Below are 21,008 nucleotides of genomic sequence, written 5' to 3' on the forward strand. Positions count from 1 at the left end.
ATGGCGGGACGATTCGCATGCCGGCCGTCCCGTGCCTCAACAACAGCAACTTTGAACGACTCAGTTTGTTTTCATGAATCAACCATTCCAAACCCCGCAGCCCTCCGCGCCACCTGCGGGCGGACCTCGCCGCCTGTATCGTTCGCTGAGCGACCGCCGCATTGCCGGTTTGTGCGGTGGCATTGCAGAATACCTTGGCATCGATACCCTGCTGGTGCGCATCCTCTTTTTGCTCACCGGCATCCTGGGTTTCGGCGTGGTGCTCTACATCCTGGGCTGGATCATCATCCCCGACAACCCCGCCGGCCTGACCGTGACCCCGCGTCCGCCCTCGGCCAATGCCCGCTACTTCTGGGGAATGGTTCTCATCCTGTTGGGGGTGGTGTTCCTGGCGGAAGCCAATGACTGGGACTGGCTGGTGCCCTGGCGCTGGCGTCTTTACTGGCCGGACTGGTTGAGTTGGGGGGTGATGTTCTCTGTGTTGCTGATCGGGTTGGGACTGCTGATGATTTACCGCAGCTTCACCACCCCCCCGGCAATCTCTGCGACCACAACTTTTCCCGCGTTTCAGACTGCGTCTTCAGGAGGGCCTGTGATGAATTCCAAACGATTGACCCGTTCCGTCAAGGAACGCATGGTGGGAGGGGTGTGCGGCGGTTTAGCCGAGTATTTCAATATTGATCCCTCATTGGTGCGCATCCTGTGGGTCATCATGACTTTTGTCAGCGGCTTCTTTTTCGGCATCGTGATCTACATCATCATGATGGTGGTCGTGCCCGAGCAACGGCTGGATTCGAGCGAGTCCAGTGCGACCAGGAGTCCGGGCTGATACCGGCGCCGTCCTTCGGCCTTCGCCGTGGGCTCGGCTGTGGATGATTCTCCCGCCACGGCATTGCACACTGTGTAATTCCAACTGGTGACTCGAGGAGAGAAGAGGATGGCAGCGCCGCGTCGTTCATTTTTGCCCGGCATTATTCTGATTCTGATCGGCTTGTTTCTCCTGGGCGATCGCCTCAATCTGCCCTGGCCCGGTTTTGATGTCATCTATCCGGTTCTGTTCATCATCTTCGGTCTGGCGGGCGCAGCCCGCATACGCCTCGGCGATCAAAGCCGGCAGGGCGTTTTCAGCGCTTTCTTCTGGTTGACGCTGGGTCTCTTTTTCCTGCTGCGCAATCTCGATTACATTCCCTATCGTCCCTGGCCCTGGGAGATCGTCGTGACGGCCATCGGCATGGGTTTCCTGGGCAGGTTCCTGTTCCGGCCCAGTGAGTGGGGCACGCTGGTGCCTGCTGCCGCGTTCCTCTTTTTGGGCGGCGGCGCTCTGCTGGATTATTATGAAGTGGTATATTTCCCCTTCTGTAATCTGCAACGCTACTGGCCGGTTCTCCTGATTGCCATCGGTGTTGGCCTGGTCATCAACGGTGTGCGCAAGGCGGCGTAACCCGCGTGCCTCCTGCTCTCCGCCGGTCGTGCCCGCGACATTCGATTTGACATTCAAAGCCTCATTCCCTACCTTCCTGTCCGCTTCTGTCTCCGGAATTTCGAGGAATTGGTCAACGCCTCACTGTTCAAACGCAGGGAATCGCACGCATGATGGCAGCCAGCAAACCGGGCCGGAAAGCCAAACGCACCTCTTCCCGTTTCACCCCCGAAGAAGTTCTGCAGGACTATCGCCTCGCCTGTCTGAGCCGGCAGGTCAGTCTGATCAGCCGGAAGGAAGTGATGGGAGGCAAGGCCAAGTTCGGCATTTTCGGCGATGGCAAGGAAGTGGCGCAACTGGCGATGGCCAGAGTTTTCCAGAAGGGTGACTTTCGCGCGGGCTACTACCGCGACCAGACTTTCATGTTTGCCACCGGCATGTGCAGCCTGCGCGAGTATTTCGCCCAGCTTTATGCGCATGCCGATGTTGAGGCGGAGCCGAACAGTGCCGGCCGCGCCATGAACGCCCACTTCGCCACCCGCAGCCTGGAGAGCGACGGTCGCTGGAAAAATTTGATGGCGATGCCCAACTCCTCCGCCGATGTCTCGCCCACCGGCGCGCAAATGCCGCGGCTCGTGGGCCTCGCCCAGGCCTCCCGGCTCTATCGCGAACTGCAAGAGCTGAAACAATTTTCGACCTTTTCCCACAACGGCAACGAAATTGCCTTCGGCACGATTGGAAACGCCACCTGCGCCGAGGGCATTTTTTGGGAATCGCTCAACGCCATTGGCGTGTTGCAGGTGCCGGCGATCATCTCGATTTGGGATGATGAATACGGCATTTCCGTGCCCAACAAACATCAAATCACCAAGGCCAATCTCTCGGAATTGCTGCAGGGCTTTCAGCGCCGCCGCGGCACGCGCAACGGTTTCGATTTGTACTCGGTGCGCGGCTGGGATTATCCGGGCTTGCGCGAGGTCTACGCGCGCGCCACGGCCATCGTGCGCCGTGAGCATGTGCCCGCCATCATTCATGTGACGGAATTGACCCAGCCCCAGGGCCATTCCACTTCCGGCAGCCATGAACGCTACAAATCCCGCGAACGGCTGGCCTGGGAACAGGAGTTCGACTGCCTGCGCAAGATGCGTGAGTGGATGCTGCAGGAACGCCTCGCCAGCGCGGAGCAACTGGACCGCCTGGAAGCGGAATGCCAGCGCCTGGTGGTCGCGGCGCGTGATGAGGCCTGGCAGGCTTATCTTGCGCCGATTCTGGCGGAGCAGAAGACAGTCGCCGACATGATCGAGGCCCTGGCCCAACAATCTCCGCAAGCCGAGAAGTTGCGCAGGTGCCGCGCGGCGCTTTTGGCCAATCCCCAGCCGCTGCGTCGCGACTTGATGACAACAGCCGCCGAGGTGCTGCTGCTCACCCGCGGAGAGGACGTCCCGGCACGCGCCCGGCTCGCGCACTGGCGGCGCAGCTTCGACCAGGCCACGCAGGAACGCTACAGCTCTCATCTCTACAACCCCACCGCCAGCTCCGCGCTGCAGGTGCGGGAAATCAAACCCGTCTATCCGGCCAAGCCGGTGCTGGTGAATGGTTTCGAGATTTTGAATGCCTGTTTCGATGCGGCGCTGGCGCGTGATCCGCGGGTGCTGGCCTTCGGCGAAGACGTCGGCCGGCTGGGCGATGTCAATCAGGGCTTCCGCGGCTTGCAGGAAAAATACGGCGAATGGCGCGTCGCCGACACCGGCATCCGCGAGTGCACCATCATCGGCCAGGCCATTGGGCTGGCCATGCGTGGTCTGCGGCCGATTGCCGAGATTCAATATCTCGACTACCTGCTTTACGCTCTGCAAATTCTCTCCGATGATCTCGCCACTCTGCTGTGGCGGACGAAAGGCGGGCAAAAGGCACCGGTCATCGTGCGCACACGCGGCCACCGCCTGGAAGGCATCTGGCATTCCGGTTCACTGATGGCCGGTATCATTCACCTGGTGCGCGGTCTGCATGTGCTCGTGCCGCGCAACATGACGCAGGCCGCGGGATTCTACAACACCCTGCTGCAAGCCGACGATCCCGCGATTCTGGTGGAAGTGTTGAATGGCTACCGTTTGAAGGAGATGCTGCCGGAGAACATCGGGGAATTCACGCTCCCGCTCGGTGTGCCGGAGATTCTGCGGGCGGGCAGTGATCTCACCATCGTCACCTATGGCGCCTGTTGCCGGCTGGTGTTGGAAGCTGCGGAACGGCTGCACGCCGTCAATGTCGAAGCCGAGGTGATCGACGTGCGCTCGCTGCTGCCGTTCGATCTGCCCGGCATGATCGGCGCCTCGCTGCAAAAGACCAATCGCATTCTCTTCGTCGATGAAGATGTCCCGGGCGGCACCACCGCCTACATGCTGCAGGAAGTGCTGGAACGCCAGGGTGGTTACCGCTGGCTGGATTCGCCGCCGCGCACACTGCCGGGCCAGCCGCATCGTCCCGCCTACGGCTCGGACGGTGATTACTGGTCGAAGCCCAATGTCGAAACGATTTTTGCCGCCGCGTATGCTTTGATGCACGAGGCGGATCCGCGGCGCTATCCCGCGATTTTTTGACAGGGGTGCCGGCCGGCAGGAGCCCGCCAGCGCGAGCACGGCTTTGTTTCCCAACCAGCAAAATGCCATTCCGCCGCAGCGCCTCCGCGAGGCTGCGCCCGGGCAGGGACCGGCGGATTTCATTGCGAGGGCGAGAGTCCCTGCGTGAGCTGGGTGATGCGCTCCTGGAACATGTGTTCGGGCATGCGGCAGGGCAGCCCACCCTCCTGCAGGTCACACCTTCCCCACAACAAACACTCAATTGAACAAATTCGGCTGCCGTCCTCGGGCTTGTCCTGCAGATCGAGCAGCGGCAGGATGGCGCGCACGCCGCGGCTCTGATACTTGGCCGGCGCGCCGAGCAAATGGCGTTGCACCATGCGCCGGAAACGGCCATGATTTTCGGATTGCGCCGGCAGCAGCTCCTCCGGCCGGCGCAGGCGCACTGCCCGCTGCAGGCGGGAGTCATCGTTCAGATAACCCCAAAACTCCAGCCGCAGGCGCAGCAGATCCTGCGTGGCAATTTGCAGCGACAACCCCTCCCGGATTTCGCGATAATCGTGCACGCAATTGAGAATCAATTTGGGTGAGAGCGCATTGATGATCCGGAAAAAGCGCAGCGCGTCGCGCACGCTGTGCTCGCGCAGACTGCGCCCGATTGCGGTGAGCAGGCGCTGATCCTGCAGATGGGTGGGATCCCGGGAACGGTCGAGCAGCGCCAGCACTTTGGGCGAATCCTGAAAAGAGCGGCGCAGCAGGCGAAAGACGGCAACTTTGAGAAAGTTGTAACATTCCTGAATCGAGGTCGGCTCGGGCGTGGCGACCACGATCTGGACGTCGCCGGCGTTGAACAAATCCACCTCATTGAAAGACGAACCGGCGCCGATGTCGACGATCACGAAATCCGCGGGGAGCTGGCGCAGATGACGGATGATTTTGAGCTTTTCGTTGTATTCGAGGTTGGCGAAACCGGCGCTGCCAGCCGCGCCGCAGATCAATTGCACGCCCGGTAGTGGCGAGTCAAGCAGAATGTCCGCGAGATTTCTGCAGTGGCGGCTGATGAAATCATGCAGCGTGCGCGCCGGCAAGTCGATGCCCATCAGGGTGTGCAAATTGGCGCCCCCCAGATCGGCATCCACCAAAACCACACTGGCCTGGAGCTGCTGCAACACCAGCGCCAGGCTGGCACTCACCACGGTTTTCCCCACCCCGCCTTTGCCCCCTGCAACGGTGATGATGCGCAACGGCCGGTGTGATGAAGCCCGGTGGTGCTCGGAGACCGGATTCGTTTCTGGAGGGGAAAGGGGCATAATTCGCTCGGTACCGGTGCAAGACCAATTTGTAACGGAATAATTACAGACAGCTTTTCCGCAATGCGTAGCTTGTGTCTGATTGAAAACGTTCCTGCCGCGGCCGGGTCCTCCAAAGCGGCACGCCTCGTGATCCGGGGAATGGGCGGCAGCGGCCGAGCGGTTGCAGAAACAATCGTTGAAAAGCCGGTGATTTCGACGGGACACCCGCTCCGCAACATGTCTGTGCAAGCTGGCACCAGCTCCACCACCCGGCTGGTCACCACCGCGGACCGGCGTCGCGGTTGATGACCCATTATTGCGAATCAGGCGACTCCAGGAAATAGCGCAGGGGCAGGCGTGCAAAATCGATGGGGGAGGGCAGGGTGAAAGGCGAGAACCACGGTTTGACCGGTTCCAGCGAGGCATAAATGAAACCGTTTTTGATCTCGAATGACATCGAGCGCACGTTCCACTTCGTCTTGAGCAGCAGCCGCATGTTTTGAATGCCGCGATCGGTGCCCTTGGGGTCGAGCGCCTGCAGCAGGTTCTCCGCCACTTTGTTTTCGATCTTGGTGATATTGAGCCGGCCGCTCAAATTGTGCACGAGCTGGTCCGGCGAGGTGCCGCTGCCCTGCAGCCGAAAGTCGGCGGAAAGGCGCGAGCCTTTTTCGAAGCGCGCGGTCAGCGGCCGCAGCCGCGAGATGTCGATGGAGGAAATCTGCAGCGTGGTGGCATAGCTCAGTTGTCCGGGTGAGCCGTCGCCCAGGCCCACCAGCACATTGCCGAGGAAATTGCCATCGAGAAACTTCATGCGAATCTGCGGCAGATCGAAGCGGGAGTTGGCCAGGCGCACCTCCGCGGCAATGTCCTCGAGCCGGTAGCCCATCACCTCCAGGCGGGCAATGGAGAAATGCGAACGCGGCGTGTCCGGCGCAGGCACGGGCTGGCGCAACATCTCATACAGCAGCAACGATTCGCCGGCATCGGCCAGTGCTCCGGCGGGCAGCCCGTCATCCGCCTGCAGCGTAATCTTCGTCTCCCGGCCCTGCAAGCGGGAAGTGTAGCGCTGGGCAAAATGCAACTCGGCATCGAGATCATGAAGCGCCAGCAGCGTGTCAACGGCCACTTCGCAATCTTGAAGCTGCAGGAAACCGTCGATCCGGGCGGGTTGCGGCGCAAACGGGTCATCGGGCAACAACTGCTCAATCGTCACCCTGCCATGGACTTTGCCGGCAAAGGAGACGCCCGCGGCCGGCGCAATCGCCGGCTGCGCCTGCGGGGTGAGCGCCACCTCGGTTTTCACCTGCATGGCATTCGCCAGGAATCTGCCCTGAACCTGGTACCTCCCGTCCAGACGCCAGGCGGGAATTTCGAACCGTCCCTCGCGCACCGCGAAGTCATCCGTGCCCGCCACCAGCACGCCACGCACCCGCGTTTCCGGCAAGGGCGCTTTCAGGTAATCCGGCAGACGCGGTGCGGCACAGCGTGCTTGAAATTCTCCGAAGGCGGCCGCGGGAGTGAGCGACCAGCGCGTGTCGAGCTGCACGTCTTTCATGTAGAGGCCGAGCGTGCTGTCTTCGTAAACAGCATCCGTTGTTTGCACCGTGAATTCGCCGCGATAGTCCATCTCGCCGTTCGCCAGGGTCTCGCTCTGCAGCCAGCCCGCCAGCCTGGCCGTGCCGGCGATGTGCGGCGCCGGGAAAAGCGAATCGCCCAGCAGATGGTGTGGCAGCAGGGCGATGATTTTCGCCAGATCCAGCGTGCCTTCACTCAGGTTCACCCGCAAAGCCGATTTTTTGATCTGGTAATCGACGTTGAAGCGTGCGCTGCCCGCTCCAAAGCGGAGGTGGCCGTCGGTGAGCTGCGCGTGCGTGAAGTCCGGGGAGAGCGCCAGTTGTGCCGTGGTGCTGAGATGATCGGCGGGAATGTCTCCCGCATCATCGCTGGTGAGATAGGTGAGCGGCTCGTTGCGCAAATGCAGGGCACAGGTGAGATTGCGCAGACTCGGGCCGCGCAGCGTGAAATCGCCGCTGAGACGGCCGCGCAGGCTGTCGGCGGTGAAGGCCGCCAGCTCGAGATTTGAGATCTCGAGGCCGGCCGCGAGCGCAAAATCATTCGCGGCCTGCCCCGCCGCTAGCCGGGAGGGGCGTGCGGGTTGCAAATGGATATTGCCGTTGATCCGCGCACCGGCAAAATTTTCGACAGCCAGGGCTGCCCTCGCGGCTGTGGGAAGCTGATCCGCGTTCAATTCGGCGGTGAGCGTCACGCTGGCGGGGCCGGTCTGCAGCACCGTCATCGAATCGAGTGGCAGCACCAGGGAGGCAAAATCGGTGTTGGCTGACAAAGAGGCGCCGGCGGAATCGGGCCGGGTGGCATAGCTCAGGCGCAGCCGGCCGTGCTCGAGGCCGAACCGGGTGCGGCGGTCGCGATAGCTCAAATCCCTCCCCGCCAGCGTAAAGTTGATCTGCACATTGCCCGCGGCACCGCTGATTTCTGTGCCGGAAAAATCCAGCAAGCCGGCGGCCTCGATATTCGCCAGTGCCGGCAGGAGTTGCGTGCCGGGATGGATACGCACGAGCTGCAGCAGGCGGGCCAGCTCCAGCCGGCCGCGTGTGATCTGCACAGCCCAGCGGGGGCTTTCCTGCTCTCGAGTCATGCTGAGCTGCGCCGCCACTTGTTCCTCGCCGGCGAGCATGAGTTGAAACTCCGGTACCGTGATCCGGCCGGTGGCAAAATTGACCGCAGCCTGCGTGTGCAGGCCGAGCATGGGCAGGGAAAACGCCGGTTGCTTCGCCATCCGGATGGCGCGGGGCGTGACCGTGACCGCCGCGGTGAGGCTCAGTGAATCGCGGTTGACGAGCCGGCCACGAATTTCCGCTGCCAGCGCGGTGCGCAGCGTGAGCGTGTCAGCCGAAGAAGTGGCAGTGTAAAAATAATCGAGTGTGGTGGTGCGGCAGTCGAGCGCGATTGCGGCCTGCAAATGGCCCGCGCGATCGACGGCCAAATCGCTGAGGGTGAGATCGAATGGCGCAAGAGTGACGCGCTGGCTGGTGCTGTCGGTGGCCAACTGCGCGGTGATCGCGATGCCGGTGAGCGCCAACGATTTGAGCGCGAGCCCGACCGGCAGGGCGGTGGCGGCGGTGTCCGTCGCGGGCGCGGCGCTGGAATCGGCAAAGGCCGCCAGCAGCTCATCGAGATTGCTCGCGCCGTCGGGAGGGCGGAGGTAAAAAAGCCGCGGCTGCACAATCGCGATGCCGTCGATCTCCAGCCGGCGTTGCAACAGTGAAAGGAAGCGATAGGAAAACTCGATCCGTGCGATGGCCAGCGGTGCGGGCGCGTCCCCGGCTTTCATGGCTGCCAGCGTGACCCCCTCCAGCGTGAAGCCCGAGAAGAGATTGAAGCGCAACCGGCCGACCGCGAGGCGCACGCCGTAGTTCTCCGCCAGGGTTGTGATCAAAATCTCCTTCAACCGCTCCGCGGGGTAGCGTATCCGCAAATACACCGTTGCGCCGGCGGCGAGCAACAGCACCGCGAGCAGCAGGAAGAGCAGAATTCGGGCGAGGCGCTTCACTGCCGGTTTCTGGTTTGGCGGTCACGCGCGAGATTCCATTTCACCCAGTCCGTTTGCTCGTCCCGGTCGGTGGTTTTGAACGAACCGGTCGATTTCACCCGGCCGTCCCTGCCGATGGTGATCTGCTGCATGTTGCGCACGAGGTACACCCACTCATCGAGGGTGATCTGCGTGGGGCCGGGCACCTGGTGCGGGCCTTCGATCCGGCGGGGGCCCGACTGTGCCGCGCCGATGGTTTGCGGCGTGAGGGTGTTCATCTTCTCCGGCGCATTGCTGATTTTCACCTCGCCGGTGTAGACCTTGAGCTGGGTTTCCTGGCGGGTGGAATCGTGGTTGAGGCGGAAAACCGTGCCGGTGATGGCCGCGCCGGCAAAATCCGAGGAGACTTCAAAGGTCGAATTGGCATCGACGGATTTGACCTTGCCCCAAATGTCGCCCTGCTCGAGATTAATCTTGGTTTCGAGCTTTTTCTCCCGGGTTTCCTCATACAGCTTGATGATGTCGATGGTGGTCTTGGGCGCCAGCCGGATGATATCGATTTCCGCAAGCTGCATTTCCGCACGCGATTGCAGCAGCGTGCGCACCCGGTCGCCACTGTAGACGTTGGTCTTGTATTGCGCGCGAATCCAGTCCGGATCCTGCAACTGTTTTTTCTTGACGTCCCCTTCGACCAGTGTGAACAACCCTTTTTGGGTGTCATCGCGTTTGCGCCGCACGGACCAGGGGCGTGCGGCCAGTGCCATGCAGACGGTCAACAACAGAAAAAGGGCAGCAACGGACAGAAGAATTCTCTTGTGCATGTTTGCTTCCTCGAGTTTGATGCATCACGTGGGGATCGACCGTGGCTGCTGCCGTAAATGCCTTCCTGTGCCGGAGGTCAGCCAGTGAGCCAGCGGGCTGCCGGTTCATGAGCCGGGCAAAAGCGACTGGTATTTTACAATTCTTTTGTTTAAACGCAAGCTTCTCGTCGTTGCCCGCCGGCCGCATTTTGGGGTTCGATGTGATCGGCCGTTTTCAACTGTAACAAAGGTGACCCCGACGGGCATCGCTTGGAAACACTTCCCCCGCGAAAAGACACTCCCACGAAATGGCCTTTTCCGTGGGAGTTGTTTCGCGGCCGAATTTTGTTGCCGCAATTTTGACGGAGAAGGAGGAGCGCTTCTTACCGCCAGTCGCCGGTCAAACCAAAGCTTGCCCAATAAGCCGGATGGCGGTTGTGATAATCGCGCACGAAGCGCTGCGCTTGGCGCAGGGCCTCGGCTTTGCTGGCGCCGGCGGCAAGGTAACGATAGAAACGTTTGACCGTGATGGCGGTGGCGAGATCATCGACGGTCCACAGGCTCGCGATCAGCGCGGGGGTTCCGGCGAAGAGAAAGGCGCGCGCCAGACCGATCACCTCATCGCCACCCGTTACCCGGGCCAGGCCGGTTTCGCAGGCGGAGAGCATGACAAGATAGGTGCGCAGCCGGAGGTTGAAAATTTCATGCGCCTCCAGACGGCCATCATCTCCGCCGGCGCTCGGTGCCAGCAGCAATGCCGAGAACAGCGGATTGCGCTCATCATACACGCCGTGGCAGGACAGGTGCACGAGATTGGCGCGCGCCAGCCCGGCAGTCAGCGCCGCCGGCGTGGCCGCCGCACGGGTGTAGCTCTCGATGTCACCAAAGGTGAATTGCAGGCTCTCGATCTCCTTGGCGGCGAAGGGCAGATCATATTTGGCCTCGCCGACCGCGGGATTGCCGAGCGCCAGCACGCGATAGTTGCGGCGGGCTTCGGCGAGAATCTGCCCGCCCTTGCGATGACAGAAACCCAGCACCGTCGCGCTCGGCGCCAGCGCCAGGGCATGGGTGTCGATGAGATAGGTGCTGTCCGCTCTTTGCAGCGCGGCGAAGGGCACATAGTGCAGCGGGCCGTGCGGCACGATGAGGAGCTGGCGGGCTGCTTGCAGCAGCGGTGCAATCGGCAGGATGAGCTTGTCATACAGCTGCCGGCTGAAGCCTTCAACCGAGGCGCGCTTGGTGATGGCCTTGCGCAACTGCAGGATCAAATCACTCAGGCCGGCGCGCTCCAACGGCGTGGTCACCGCGCGCACCTGTTGCCGGTCGACCACCCAGCTCACCAGCCGGTCCTTCGCAAAAAAATACTCCACCAGCGCCACGCTGTCGGGCAGCAGGCCCTGCACCGATGACACCGGCATCGGCTCGACACTCACCAGATCCGCCAGCTCGGGATTGGCGGTTTTCATTTCCACCAGCAGGTCCGCGTAAGCCTTTTGCAGGCCGGCCAGCGAGTCTTGCAGCGCTGCCAGCGTCGCGCGCTCCCTGGGATCATCAGAGGAGGGATTTTGCTGCAATGCCGAAATGCGGGCGTGTGTGAAGCTGATCTGATCGAGCAGTTTCGTGCGCCGTGCCAAAAATTCCTCCCCGGCGCCGGCCTGCCAGTCCCCGGCGCTGTTGGCGAGCAGATCGGCAAAGCTGCGGGATTTGGCGCGCTCGGCGAACTGCAGCGCCTCGGCTTCGCGCTTCATGCCCAGCAGCAGCAACACCGCCTCTTCGTAGATTTCGCTTTTGTCGTCGATGAAACCGCTGCGGAATTCCTCCACCTTGATCCGGGCGCTTTGGCGCTCCAGGCCCGCGATGGCGCGCTGATAGAAAGCCAGCGCCGCGGCCGGCTCATCGGCCTGCTGCGCCAGTCGCGCGAGCTGCCACAGGCAGCGCCATTGCCATTCCTCCAGCGCGATCTCTTCGGCTTTGGTGAGTGCGTGCTGCAGGGAGCGGCGTGCCGTCCCCTTTTGGCCGCGTTCCAGTTGCAGCATGCCGCGGGTGTAGAGCGCCTGCACCAGCGCCCGTTGATCCCCCAGTTTGGCGGCCAGCGCCTCGGCCTGGTTCAAATAATGCAGCGCCGAGTCACTCTGGCCCAGGGCATGATACACCCGGCCGAGGTTGTTGCAATCGTACAGCAGGCCGCGCTCAAATTGGAATTGCTGGTCGATGCTGCGCGCCTGCAGGAAACTGGTGAGCGCCGGTTGAAACTGCTTTTGTTGAATGTAAACCAGACCGAGATTTTTGTAGACCGTGGCCTGCTCGCGTTTTGCCTCCACCGGCTTTTCCTCCTCCCAGGCCAGGGCGAGCTGCAGAGCATGTTTTTCCGCCTCCAGCGCCTGTTCGAGTTCTCCCAGGCTCATGAGAATCAGGCCGCGGGCATTGTGGCCGCGAATGTCGAGGGCGGGATCGCGCAGGGCGGCCGTGAGCTTGAGAACCTGCTGCTGGTGGCGCAGCGCATTCTGATAGTCGCCGTTGAGCCACTCGCTTTCCGCCAGTGACTGCAATGCGGCGGCGAGATTGGCGGTGTCCGCGAGCGCCGTGAAGGTGTCCACTGCCTGTTGCAGCCGTGGCAGGGCCTCGCGATAGGCTGCCAGGCGGGTGAAGGCGATGCCCGTCAATTGTTGCGCCACGGCCAGGGCGCGTTTTTCCGCGGCGGTGTTTGCCGGTGAAACGGCGGTAAACTCCCGAATGGCGTGCTGCAGCCAGGCCAGCGCCTGGTTGTAGCGATCGGCTTCCAGCGCCAGTTTGCCGAGCAGGGTCTGCACCAGCAGGCGTGGCAGCGGCTGGCGTTGTTCCGCCAGCAGCCGGGCGGACTGTTCCGCCCAGTGCGTCGCTGCCGCATAGTCGTTGCGTGCCTGCGCAATCTTGGCCAGCTCGAATTGCGCGCCGGCTTGGGCCATGACATTGTTGGTCTGCTCCGCGAGCGCGAGGTTTTTTCGCTCCGCGGCTTCGGCCGCGGCATAATCCTTCAACTCGCGGCGCCAGACCGAGAGATTGCGATAACTGCGCGCCATCTGTCGCTGGTCGCCGGCCGCCAGTGCCTGCGCCAGGATGCGTTCTTCAATCGCGCAGGCCGTGACAAAATCCCGGCCCGCCACCGCGCTCTCCTTGATGCGCTCTTCCAGACGCTGCACGTATTCCTGCCGGCCGAGCTGTTGTGCCATGGTCAGGGCGGACTGGTAGTAGCGCAGCGCCTCGGTGTAATCGCCCTGCTGCCGCGCCTGCGTTCCCTTGGCCACGGTGAAATCCAGGCGGCTGGCGGCAAACTGGTTTTTCTCGGCAGTGGTCATGCCGGCGAATCCGACCAGCTCGAAGGCGGCCCAGGCAGGGGATTGCGGATGGTGTTCCCGCACCGCGGCCTGCGCCACGGCAAGCGCGGTGATGGCCGGTTCGGCTTTGAGTGCCGCATAGAACGCCGCGAGAAACGTCGCGCGTGCCTCGGGTGATACGCGCCATTGGGTGCGCACCAGGGAGGGCGTGCCGCAATAAATCAGGCAGCGCTCGAGGGCGATCAGTTCCTCGCCGCTTTGCGTGCCGTCGAACGCAAAGGCGGTATTGGGCAACACCACCAGGCTGGCGGCCAAATCCAGCTCGAACATGCGATGCAGCGGAAAGAGCACGGTGGCGGGCAACCCGCCCGGCTGCTGGCTCACCAGCAGGCGCAGCCCGGAGGACAGGGGATGCGCCGGCTCTGCCAGGAACTGGTGATTGATTTGCAGAATGCCGGCGCTTTGCACGGCCTGCCGCGCTTCACCCGTGCGCCAGTCCTCACCCTGCCGCACCTGCACACCGTTTGCCGCCGCAAGCGGCACCGGTGATCCGCCCTCTGTGGCATCTTGCAGCACCAGAATGTTGCCCGCGTTGAGATTCTTGTTGAGCTGGGCATAGCTGAAGGCCGCCAGGCTCGCCACCTTGGTAAAGCCGAAGAGATCACGCGCGGTTTGTCCCCGGTAGGAAAGCGCGCCGAACGGCAAATAGTGCAGGCAATCATCCGGTATGATGATCAGGTTGGAATAGTCTGCCAGCGCCGGAACGCCCGCCAGCAGCAATTCCCCCAAAGCCGTGGCCAGCGCCAGGCGCTCGGGTTTCTGCTCGAGCAGCGCCTGGCGAAACTGCTGCACACGCTGGCGCATCTCTGCCCGCGTGAGGGGCAGGCGCGTTTGCGTCAATCCGGTTTTGTTGAGACACCATATGATGGTCTCTTTTTCCCCGACAAAGTAGGAGAGCACGGCAGTGGTTGCCTCGAGCGAGTCCTGCACGGTGCGCAACGCCACGGTTTGCACGCTGAAGAAGCTTGCAAGCTGGGGATTTTCCGCCAGCGCCCGGGCGATGACCTGGCGGTACTCGTCCTCGGCCTGTGCCAGCCCGGCACGCACGCGCGCCAGTTCCTTGGGGCGTTGCGGCTCCTCCGCTTCCAGTTTGCGCAATTCGCCGCGCAGGCTGCTGATTTTGCGCTGCAGGAAGGGCGCCTCGCCGCCGCCTTCGCCCCACAGCAGGCGGTGGCGCTGACGTTTGGGCGCGAGATAGCGCATCGCCACGAGATGGGCAAAGGCCTGCGCGCGGCGGCGTTCGCTGAGCTCCAGCGCCGCGCGGCTGTCGCCCTCGCCGGCGAGCAAAAGGATGGCGTCTTCATAAAGCTCGCGCTGTTCCTGTGCCTGGGACAGGCGCTGCTCGATGCCCTCCGGAATGATGGGCAGGCCCTCGAGAATGTCGAGGGCGCTGAAATACCATTCGCGTGCCGATTTTTGTGCCAGCCCGCCGCTCCCGGTCTGCGGGCCGCGCCACAGTCTTGCCAGCGTGCCCAGGGCATGCTCGACGCGCCAGGTCAACTCCGGCAGATTTTTCTCAATGCTCAATTCATGCGCCGCCTCGAGATGCGGCAGCGCGGCGGGATAATCCTGCGCCAGCACGAACAGGCTGGCGAGGTTGCGGCGCACGATCACCTCTTCCGCGAACAGCCGGCGGTTGCCGGCCAGCGCCAGGGCGGTGTCAAAAGCGGCTGCCGCCTGCGCGAGATGCGCGAGTGCATTCCAGGTGGCGCGAAAATGTTGCTCCAGGCCGCTGCGGCTGTTGTCCACTGCCACCTGCGGCGCCTCATCCGCGCCGCTCAGGCTCCGTTGTGCTGCGTTGTAATGCAGGCTGCCGAGTAAATTGAAGATGGCCACTTTCTGGCGCGGTTCGACCAGCGCGGCCTCCTCGATTTCCGGCCGCAGCAGGCGCGCCCGTTGTTCGATGACCCGCAGCAGGGAATCGGCGCGGCGGGCGGGTTGGCCGGGCTGCAACGCGACACTCCCGAGGTTGATCAAATTGACGATCTTGCCGGCGGGGATTTGGTAGCGCTGGCAAACTTGAAACGAAGCTTCGAAACAGGCCAGTGCCTTGTCGAAAGCATGCCGGCTGTACCATAAGCTGCCCAGGTTGTTGAGCGCGATGGCTTCGCCGGGCCGGTCTTGGCGCTGGCGCGCGGCTGCGACTTTTTGCTCATAAGCCGCCAGGGCCTCGGGCAGTTCCTTGCGCGCCTCATGGCTGGCGCCGATGATGGAGAAGAGCAGCGCTTTTTCCTGTTCGCGCGTCAGACCCTCGGTGCTGGATTCGCCGAATTGATCGGCATGCATCCAAAACACCGGCAGCCCCAGGAGCTTGATTTCGAACTTGCTCTTCCGGGGTCTGGGAAAGCCGCTGTCCCCGCGTTGCCGCAGCAGCGCCAGGGAACTGTCGCTCTTTTGAATCGCCTCCTCGGTCTCTTCGTTTTGCAAATGATTGTGCGCGAGGTTGCGCAGCACCAGCGCCTGATTGTGGTTGCGATATTCGCGCCGGCCGGCAGCCAGCACCGCGTTGTAATATTCATTGGAAGATTCATGATCTCCCAGATCCTCGTAGACCAGCGCCAGCCGGTTGAGATTGCGCAGTTCGCCGTCGGCATCGCGCAGGCTGCGGCACAGCGCGACAGCCTCCTTCAGGAAAAAAACCGCCTGCTGCGGGCGGCCGCTCACCCAGGCACATTGTCCCGCCCGCTCGTAAATCACCGCCTTCTGCCGCGGGGAGACGAAGCTGCTGTCATATTGCAGTTTGATCAAATAGTAGCGCAGCGCATTCTCGAAGCCGAATTCGCCGAGATTGTAGTAGTTGTTGGCGAGATTGAGCGCGAGATTGGCCTCGGTGAGCGGCGCCGCCTTCTCATCATTGACCGCGATGCCGGTGGTCAGCACGTCGATGGCTTTTTCATACCAGCGTGCCGGCGGCCGCGGCTTTTGCAGGGTGAGGGCGCGCACGGCATTGTCCAGCAAGCGCGGCGCGGCCAGCGTGATCTTCTCGAAAAAGCCCTTCTTGCGCCGGCGTTCCTGCTGTTCGAGGTTCTCGATGGCCTCGTAATTGAAACCCAGGGTGAGATAGGCCGGCACCAGGCGGTAATTGATCGCCAGGCTGCGTTCGATCAGGGCGCAGGAGCGGCGCAGCAGGCCCACGTCGTTTTCGCCCTGGTAGGAATAAGCCAGCCCCAGGCTGTAGAGCAGGATGTCGTTGTCCGGTGTGGCGGCATTGCGGCGTTCGTATTCCGCCACCGCCTCCGCGATGTTCTCCAACCGGTGCATGGCCTCCAGATACCCGCGATGCGCCTCGAGATGGGAGGGATCATACTCGCGCGCCTGGCGAAAGAGGGCGAGCGCCAGCTCGGCATCACGGCCGCGCAGCAGCACCCGGCCGCGTGCGATCAGCGCCGCCACCAGCTCGGCGCGCGCCTGCGCAAAGACGCTTTGATCACTGCCACGGCGGTCACGCCGGCGCATTGCCTCAAAAACTTGTGAGGCGCCGGGCAGCTCGTGATCCGCCAAATGCAGCCGCAGCAGCGCCAGGGACACGCGATCCGCGAGATTCTGCAGGTAGGGCCCGTGCGGCGTTGCCAGCCGCGCCAGCAAATCGTGATATTCGTTGGTGGCGAGCGCAAGCTCGCCTTCGCGCGCGAGCTGTTGTGCGAGATGGAAGCGCGCCGTCAGGCTGACTTCCGGCCGGGTGGCGTACCTCTGACTCAGCAATTGGTAGGTGGCGAGTGTGTCTCGGCCGGCATGCGAAAGCGCGAGCTGCACCAGCCGCTCGCACGCTTCCGCCTGCCAGTGCCACTGCTCCGGAAACAGGGTGACAATTTTAAGATAGGCCTCTTCGGCCGCGGCCAGGCGCCGGCTGTGCGCCAGGGCCTCGCCCGCCTGCAGCAGGGCCTGAAAACAATACTCGCGCTGTTCGGGATAATCGCGGGCTATGGCAAGCAAATGATCGACCGCGGCGTCACGCTGATTTTGCCGGAGCAGCAGCCGGCCGAGTGCCAGCCGGCTGCGCGCCTGCACTTCGGGCCAGCTTTGCCTGCGCTGCGTGATTTCGCTCAGGAGTTGCACATCGCCGCGTGCCGCCGCCAGCTCCACCTCCGCCAGCGCCGCCGCTTCCTCCCGCCGCGCATCCTCCTGCAACACCACACTCCAGATCGCCAGCGCCTGAATCGTGTCGCCCAGCGCCAGGAAACGCCGCCCCATTTCGACGGCGGCATGATGGATTTGCCGCGTGGAATCCGGAAAGTCGAAGGCAATGGCCGCGAGCGTGAGAATCGCCAGCTCGTGATCCGGCAGGCGGCGCGCGAAGGCGATGCTTTCGCCCGGGGCGGGATAGCGCGCCAGCATGCCGCTTTCCGGAATGCGCCACAGGTCGAGATTGCCGTAGTGATCGGCGGCGTAATAAATCGCGTGATCGCTGCCCCAATGCGGAAACAGCGCGCCCTCGCCGCCGGGCGTGATTTGCAGTTCGCGCGGCACCATGAGCGGCCGGCCGGAGTCATCGCGAACCTGCACCAGGCGCAGATGCGTGCCCGCCTGCGGCGCGGTGGTTTCCGTGCGCTGCACCACCAGCATGTCGCCCCGCGGCGACCAGCTCGGAAAACGGTTGTCGCCCACAAAAGTCACCTGTCGCGGCGGTTCGGTGGCACCGCCATCCGCCGCCACGATGAAAACCTGCCTGCCGGAATGACCCGCCACCGGCGCCACCACCGCCAGGTATCTGCCGTCCGGAGACCACGCCGCCTCGCTGCCGGCCACCTCGCGCAGCGGATGGCTGACTTTGGTTTTGAGATGATAAAGCCACAGCTTTTCCCTGCCACTCGCGCCGCGGCTGAAGGCAATCATGCGGCCATCCGGCGAAAAGACGGGCGACGCTTCGCGCTCGAAGTTGTTCGTCAGGCGCGTGAGCTTGCCCGGCGCCAGGCGATCCTGCTGCTCTGTCACGCGCAACAAAAAGAGGTCGCCCTCGGCATCATCGCGCCGCGAGAGGAAGACGATGAACTTGCCGTCCGGGGACCAGGCCGGGCTGTAGTCATCGCTGGTGTGTGTGGTGAGCGGCACCGATTGGCCGCCGGCAGCAGGCTTGGCCCAGAGATCGTAGTTTTTGTTGCTGCGCGAAACATACACCAACCAGCGGCCGTCGGGCGAGAGCGCCGGCATGATGTCCGCCTCGGGGTGGGAAGTCATGGGATGCGGTTCGAGCAGCACCTCGCGGCCCTCCGGCTGACTGCCGGCAGGGGGGAAGGGCGCAAGGGGGGGAGTTTGGGAAAACAAAGAGGTGCAAAAGATCGCGAGGAAGAGGAAAACAACCATATGGGATCCCAGCCTGGTGATCGAATGATGAAGCGAGGGCTCTGCGTCTGCAATTGCACGGAGAAGCGTGCCGGCGGCGGATAGCCCGGCTTGCAGCCTGAAACACGAAATCCAGCCGGCCCCGGCTCAAGCGCGGCGCGCGCCTCGCCGGAGGCCCTGCAACCGCCGTCCTTTCACTTGCGGTCAAAGAAAACCACATCCGTGCGGCGGTTCAACCGCCGTCCCTCCTCGGTGGCGTTGTCATATTTGTTGCTGATGCCGCTGCCGGTTGCCACGATTCTGGCAGCCGGCACGCCCTGCGCGATGAGATAATTGCGCAGGTATTGCGCGCGGCGGTTCGACAAATCCATGTTGTAATTCAACTCGCCGACATTGTCCGTCCAGCCCGCCAGGCGCACGGTGCGGGTCGGGGTTTTTCCCAGCTCCCGTTTGACGAAAGCAACGCAGCCGCGCAGTTGCGTTTGCGTGGCAATGTCGGAAAGGTCGAGTTTGTCGGAGTTGAACTCGAACAAAAAACGGAATTCCGAGACCACACCCTCCGCGGTCAAGCCGAGCACGATTTCCGGCAGCGTGGTGGCGGCGGTGACTGCTTCGGTTTCGAGATTGGCGAAGGTGTAGCCCGGTTTGGTCGCCGTGATGAGCAGGCGCTTGTGCACGCGCGCCGTGACACGATAGAATCCGAGTGAATCAGTGGCCGCTGCCAGCAAGCGCTCGCCGGTTTCCAAATCCGTGACTGTGACTTCCGCCTGCGGCAGGGGCGCAGCACCGGCATCGCTCACCCGGCCGGACAACGCGATGGTCGCGGCGGGCAGTGCGAAATCGGCAACGTAAAGCGTCTCCTCGCTCACCTCGATCTCCGTGCTGTCCGCCAGATGATCCGGCGCGCTGGCCATCAGGCGCCAGCGATGGGGCAGCGCGGCTTTGGCAGAGTAGAGGCCCCTGTCGTTCACCGTCACCTGCTGTGCCTGCGCGGCATGATCAAGCGGCGTGAGCAACAGCCGCGCGCCCGGCAGCGGCGTGCAGCGATCCTCCTGCATTACCCGGCCGGCGAGAAACGCGGCGGGAATGCGGTAGGAGATGAGATAACCGGAGAGCGTCACAATTTCGCGTGTGATTTCCGCAAAGATGCGGCCGAGTTCCTCGGCGCGTTTGGCGAGAAAATGGCGGCCGCCGGAGCGCGCGGCCAGCTCCACCAGAAATTCGTTGGTGTCCTTGAGAAAATCGATGGTATAAAAAACCACGCCCGCCAGCTCGGGAATCAATCTGCGAATATCCTCCCGGCTTTTCTTGCTGGCATTGTCCAGGCCGTCGGAGAGCACGATGAGGTAGCGCTGGCCGCGGGATGCCCCCGCCAGCCGGGCGCCGGCGAAGATTTCGTCATACAGGTAAGTCTTGTTGGTCAGCCTGCCGGGGCGCAGATGGCTGGTATAGCGGCGGCGCGTCTCCTCGCGGTCCCGGCTCAAACCGTGGGCCTGAATGTTCGGAATCACCTCCTCGCCGATCCTCAGTCCCGGCGAAGCGCCCTCTTCGAAGAACGCCATGGCCACCTCCACGCCCGGGCCGACGTTCAGCAGCAGCTCATGCAGCGTGTTTTTCAGGAGGGTGAGATGATCGCTCATCGAGAAGCTGTTGTCGATGCAGAGAAACAGCGAAACCTCGGCATTCTCGCTCCTGACCAGGGGCTGCACGCAGCTCAGCTCATAGCGGCTCAGGGCCGAGCGAATCTCGAAATCCTCCAACTCCAGGCCGCCCACCGGCCCGCTGGAATCGGTGACCACCACCTTCAGTTTGCCAGGCCCCACCTCCTGATAAGTGATCTCCGGCGCCGCTGCTTTTTGCGGATTGATCGTGATCTGCAATCGCTCCTGCGCATGCAAGGCCGGCACAACCCAAAGCAGCCACACCCAGGAAACAGGTTTCATGGCAGCTCCCCTTATTTTGATTCACAACCACAATTGGAACTGTCCTGCAACGTGGCAGGGTCGAATCCCGACAAGCACCCTCCCGCATACTGCTGTTGCCATCAGCCGGTGGTGTCTCGCAGCAAGAATCTTTTTGAGAACAAGGCATGGCCGTGATGCCGAACGAGAGACATGCCCTCGATCTCTTTTTAATCTGCCACGGCTTGGCCGTGGCATTCCTGTCGAGAGCCTCCACAGGGTCGCAAGATAACGCCACGGTCAAATCGTGGCGGAGCGGTTATTCCTTGCGACCCCCTGCCCTGCAGTGCAGACCGGAGATCGGCGCGCTTTTTTTCAGATCATCCGACTCAAGCGTGCATGGCCACATCACTGTTCTTTGCCTCTGATGAACTCCGATGGAAGTGAGATGTTTATAGCCAAGTGCCGTTCGCCGAAATGAAACCCCAGCGGGGTTGGGCCGTTCGCTATCACGTTAGTCTGTTACAAGACAAATCTTTGCAGAAAAAGCAAAGACTTTTTCCAACTGATAGAAGAACCCAACGAACTGTTAAAGCCTTGTCCGTTGGGTATTTCTATCCGTTGGAGATTTTCTTTTGGGTTGTGGCTCGTCCACGTTGGGGCAAGTGGCTCTCAGCAGAGAAGGCACGGAACTGATTTTGCGATTCTTTTCATCTTGTTGTCGCAAAATGGACGCAAAATTCGGATGATCCCTTTTTCATCGCGAGGCCGGGCCGTTGCAGGTGCCAAATGATACGCACGCCTCCGCATTCACG

Annotated in this window: 8 protein-coding genes; 3 read left to right on the top strand and 5 right to left on the bottom strand. The window is 62.5% G+C overall.

Annotation, left to right across the window (positions count from 1 at the left end; all coding sequences use genetic code 11):
• Positions 1-73 precede the first annotated feature (73 nt).
• The 3 genes from ONB52_05230 to ONB52_05240 all read left to right on the top strand — a co-directional run bounded on the left by ONB52_05230 (position 74) and on the right by ONB52_05240 (position 4,017).
• The gene (locus ONB52_05230; GenBank protein MDZ7415550.1) at positions 74-829 is read left to right on the top strand and encodes a PspC domain-containing protein; all 756 of its coding nucleotides are present in this window, start codon (positions 74-76) and stop codon (positions 827-829) included.
• 108 nt (positions 830-937) lie between these two features.
• Positions 938-1,441 carry a DUF5668 domain-containing protein gene (locus tag ONB52_05235; GenBank protein ID MDZ7415551.1) on the top strand — a complete coding sequence of 168 codons (504 nt, stop codon included), beginning with the start codon at positions 938-940 and terminating at the stop codon, positions 1,439-1,441.
• Between the two features lie 152 nt (positions 1,442-1,593).
• Positions 1,594-4,017: a thiamine pyrophosphate-dependent enzyme gene (locus ONB52_05240; GenBank protein ID MDZ7415552.1), complete on the top strand. Its 2,424-nt coding sequence runs from the start codon at positions 1,594-1,596 to the stop codon at positions 4,015-4,017.
• Positions 4,018-4,136: 119 nt separating this feature from the next.
• Here ONB52_05240 and ONB52_05245 read toward each other — a convergent pair whose 3' ends face one another.
• The 5 genes from ONB52_05245 to ONB52_05265 all read right to left on the bottom strand — a co-directional run bounded on the left by ONB52_05245 (position 4,137) and on the right by ONB52_05265 (position 20,235).
• Positions 4,137-5,306, bottom strand: a complete 1,170-nt coding sequence (locus ONB52_05245; GenBank protein MDZ7415553.1) for a P-loop NTPase — start codon at positions 5,304-5,306, stop codon at positions 4,137-4,139.
• A gap of 295 nt (positions 5,307-5,601) precedes the next feature.
• A complete protein-coding gene (locus ONB52_05250) occupies positions 5,602-8,859 on the bottom strand; it encodes an AsmA family protein (GenBank protein MDZ7415554.1) in 3,258 nt (1,085 codons plus the stop codon).
• A complete protein-coding gene (locus ONB52_05255; GenBank protein MDZ7415555.1) occupies positions 8,856-9,659 on the bottom strand; it encodes a FecR family protein in 804 nt (267 codons plus the stop codon). Before ONB52_05255 ends, ONB52_05250 begins: the two co-directional genes overlap by 4 nt.
• Positions 9,660-10,021: 362 nt before the next feature.
• On the bottom strand, positions 10,022-18,313 hold the full coding sequence (locus ONB52_05260; protein ID MDZ7415556.1) for a CHAT domain-containing protein: 8,292 nt from the start codon (positions 18,311-18,313) through the stop codon (positions 10,022-10,024).
• Between the two features lie 173 nt (positions 18,314-18,486).
• Positions 18,487-20,235 carry a carboxypeptidase regulatory-like domain-containing protein gene (locus ONB52_05265; GenBank protein ID MDZ7415557.1) on the bottom strand — a complete coding sequence of 583 codons (1,749 nt, stop codon included), beginning with the start codon at positions 20,233-20,235 and terminating at the stop codon, positions 18,487-18,489.
• Positions 20,236-21,008: the final 773 nt, after the last annotated feature.

The sequence above is a fragment of the candidate division KSB1 bacterium genome (assembly GCA_034506255.1).
Classification (GTDB): Bacteria; Zhuqueibacterota; Zhuqueibacteria; order Zhuqueibacterales; family Zhuqueibacteraceae; genus Coneutiohabitans; species Coneutiohabitans thermophilus.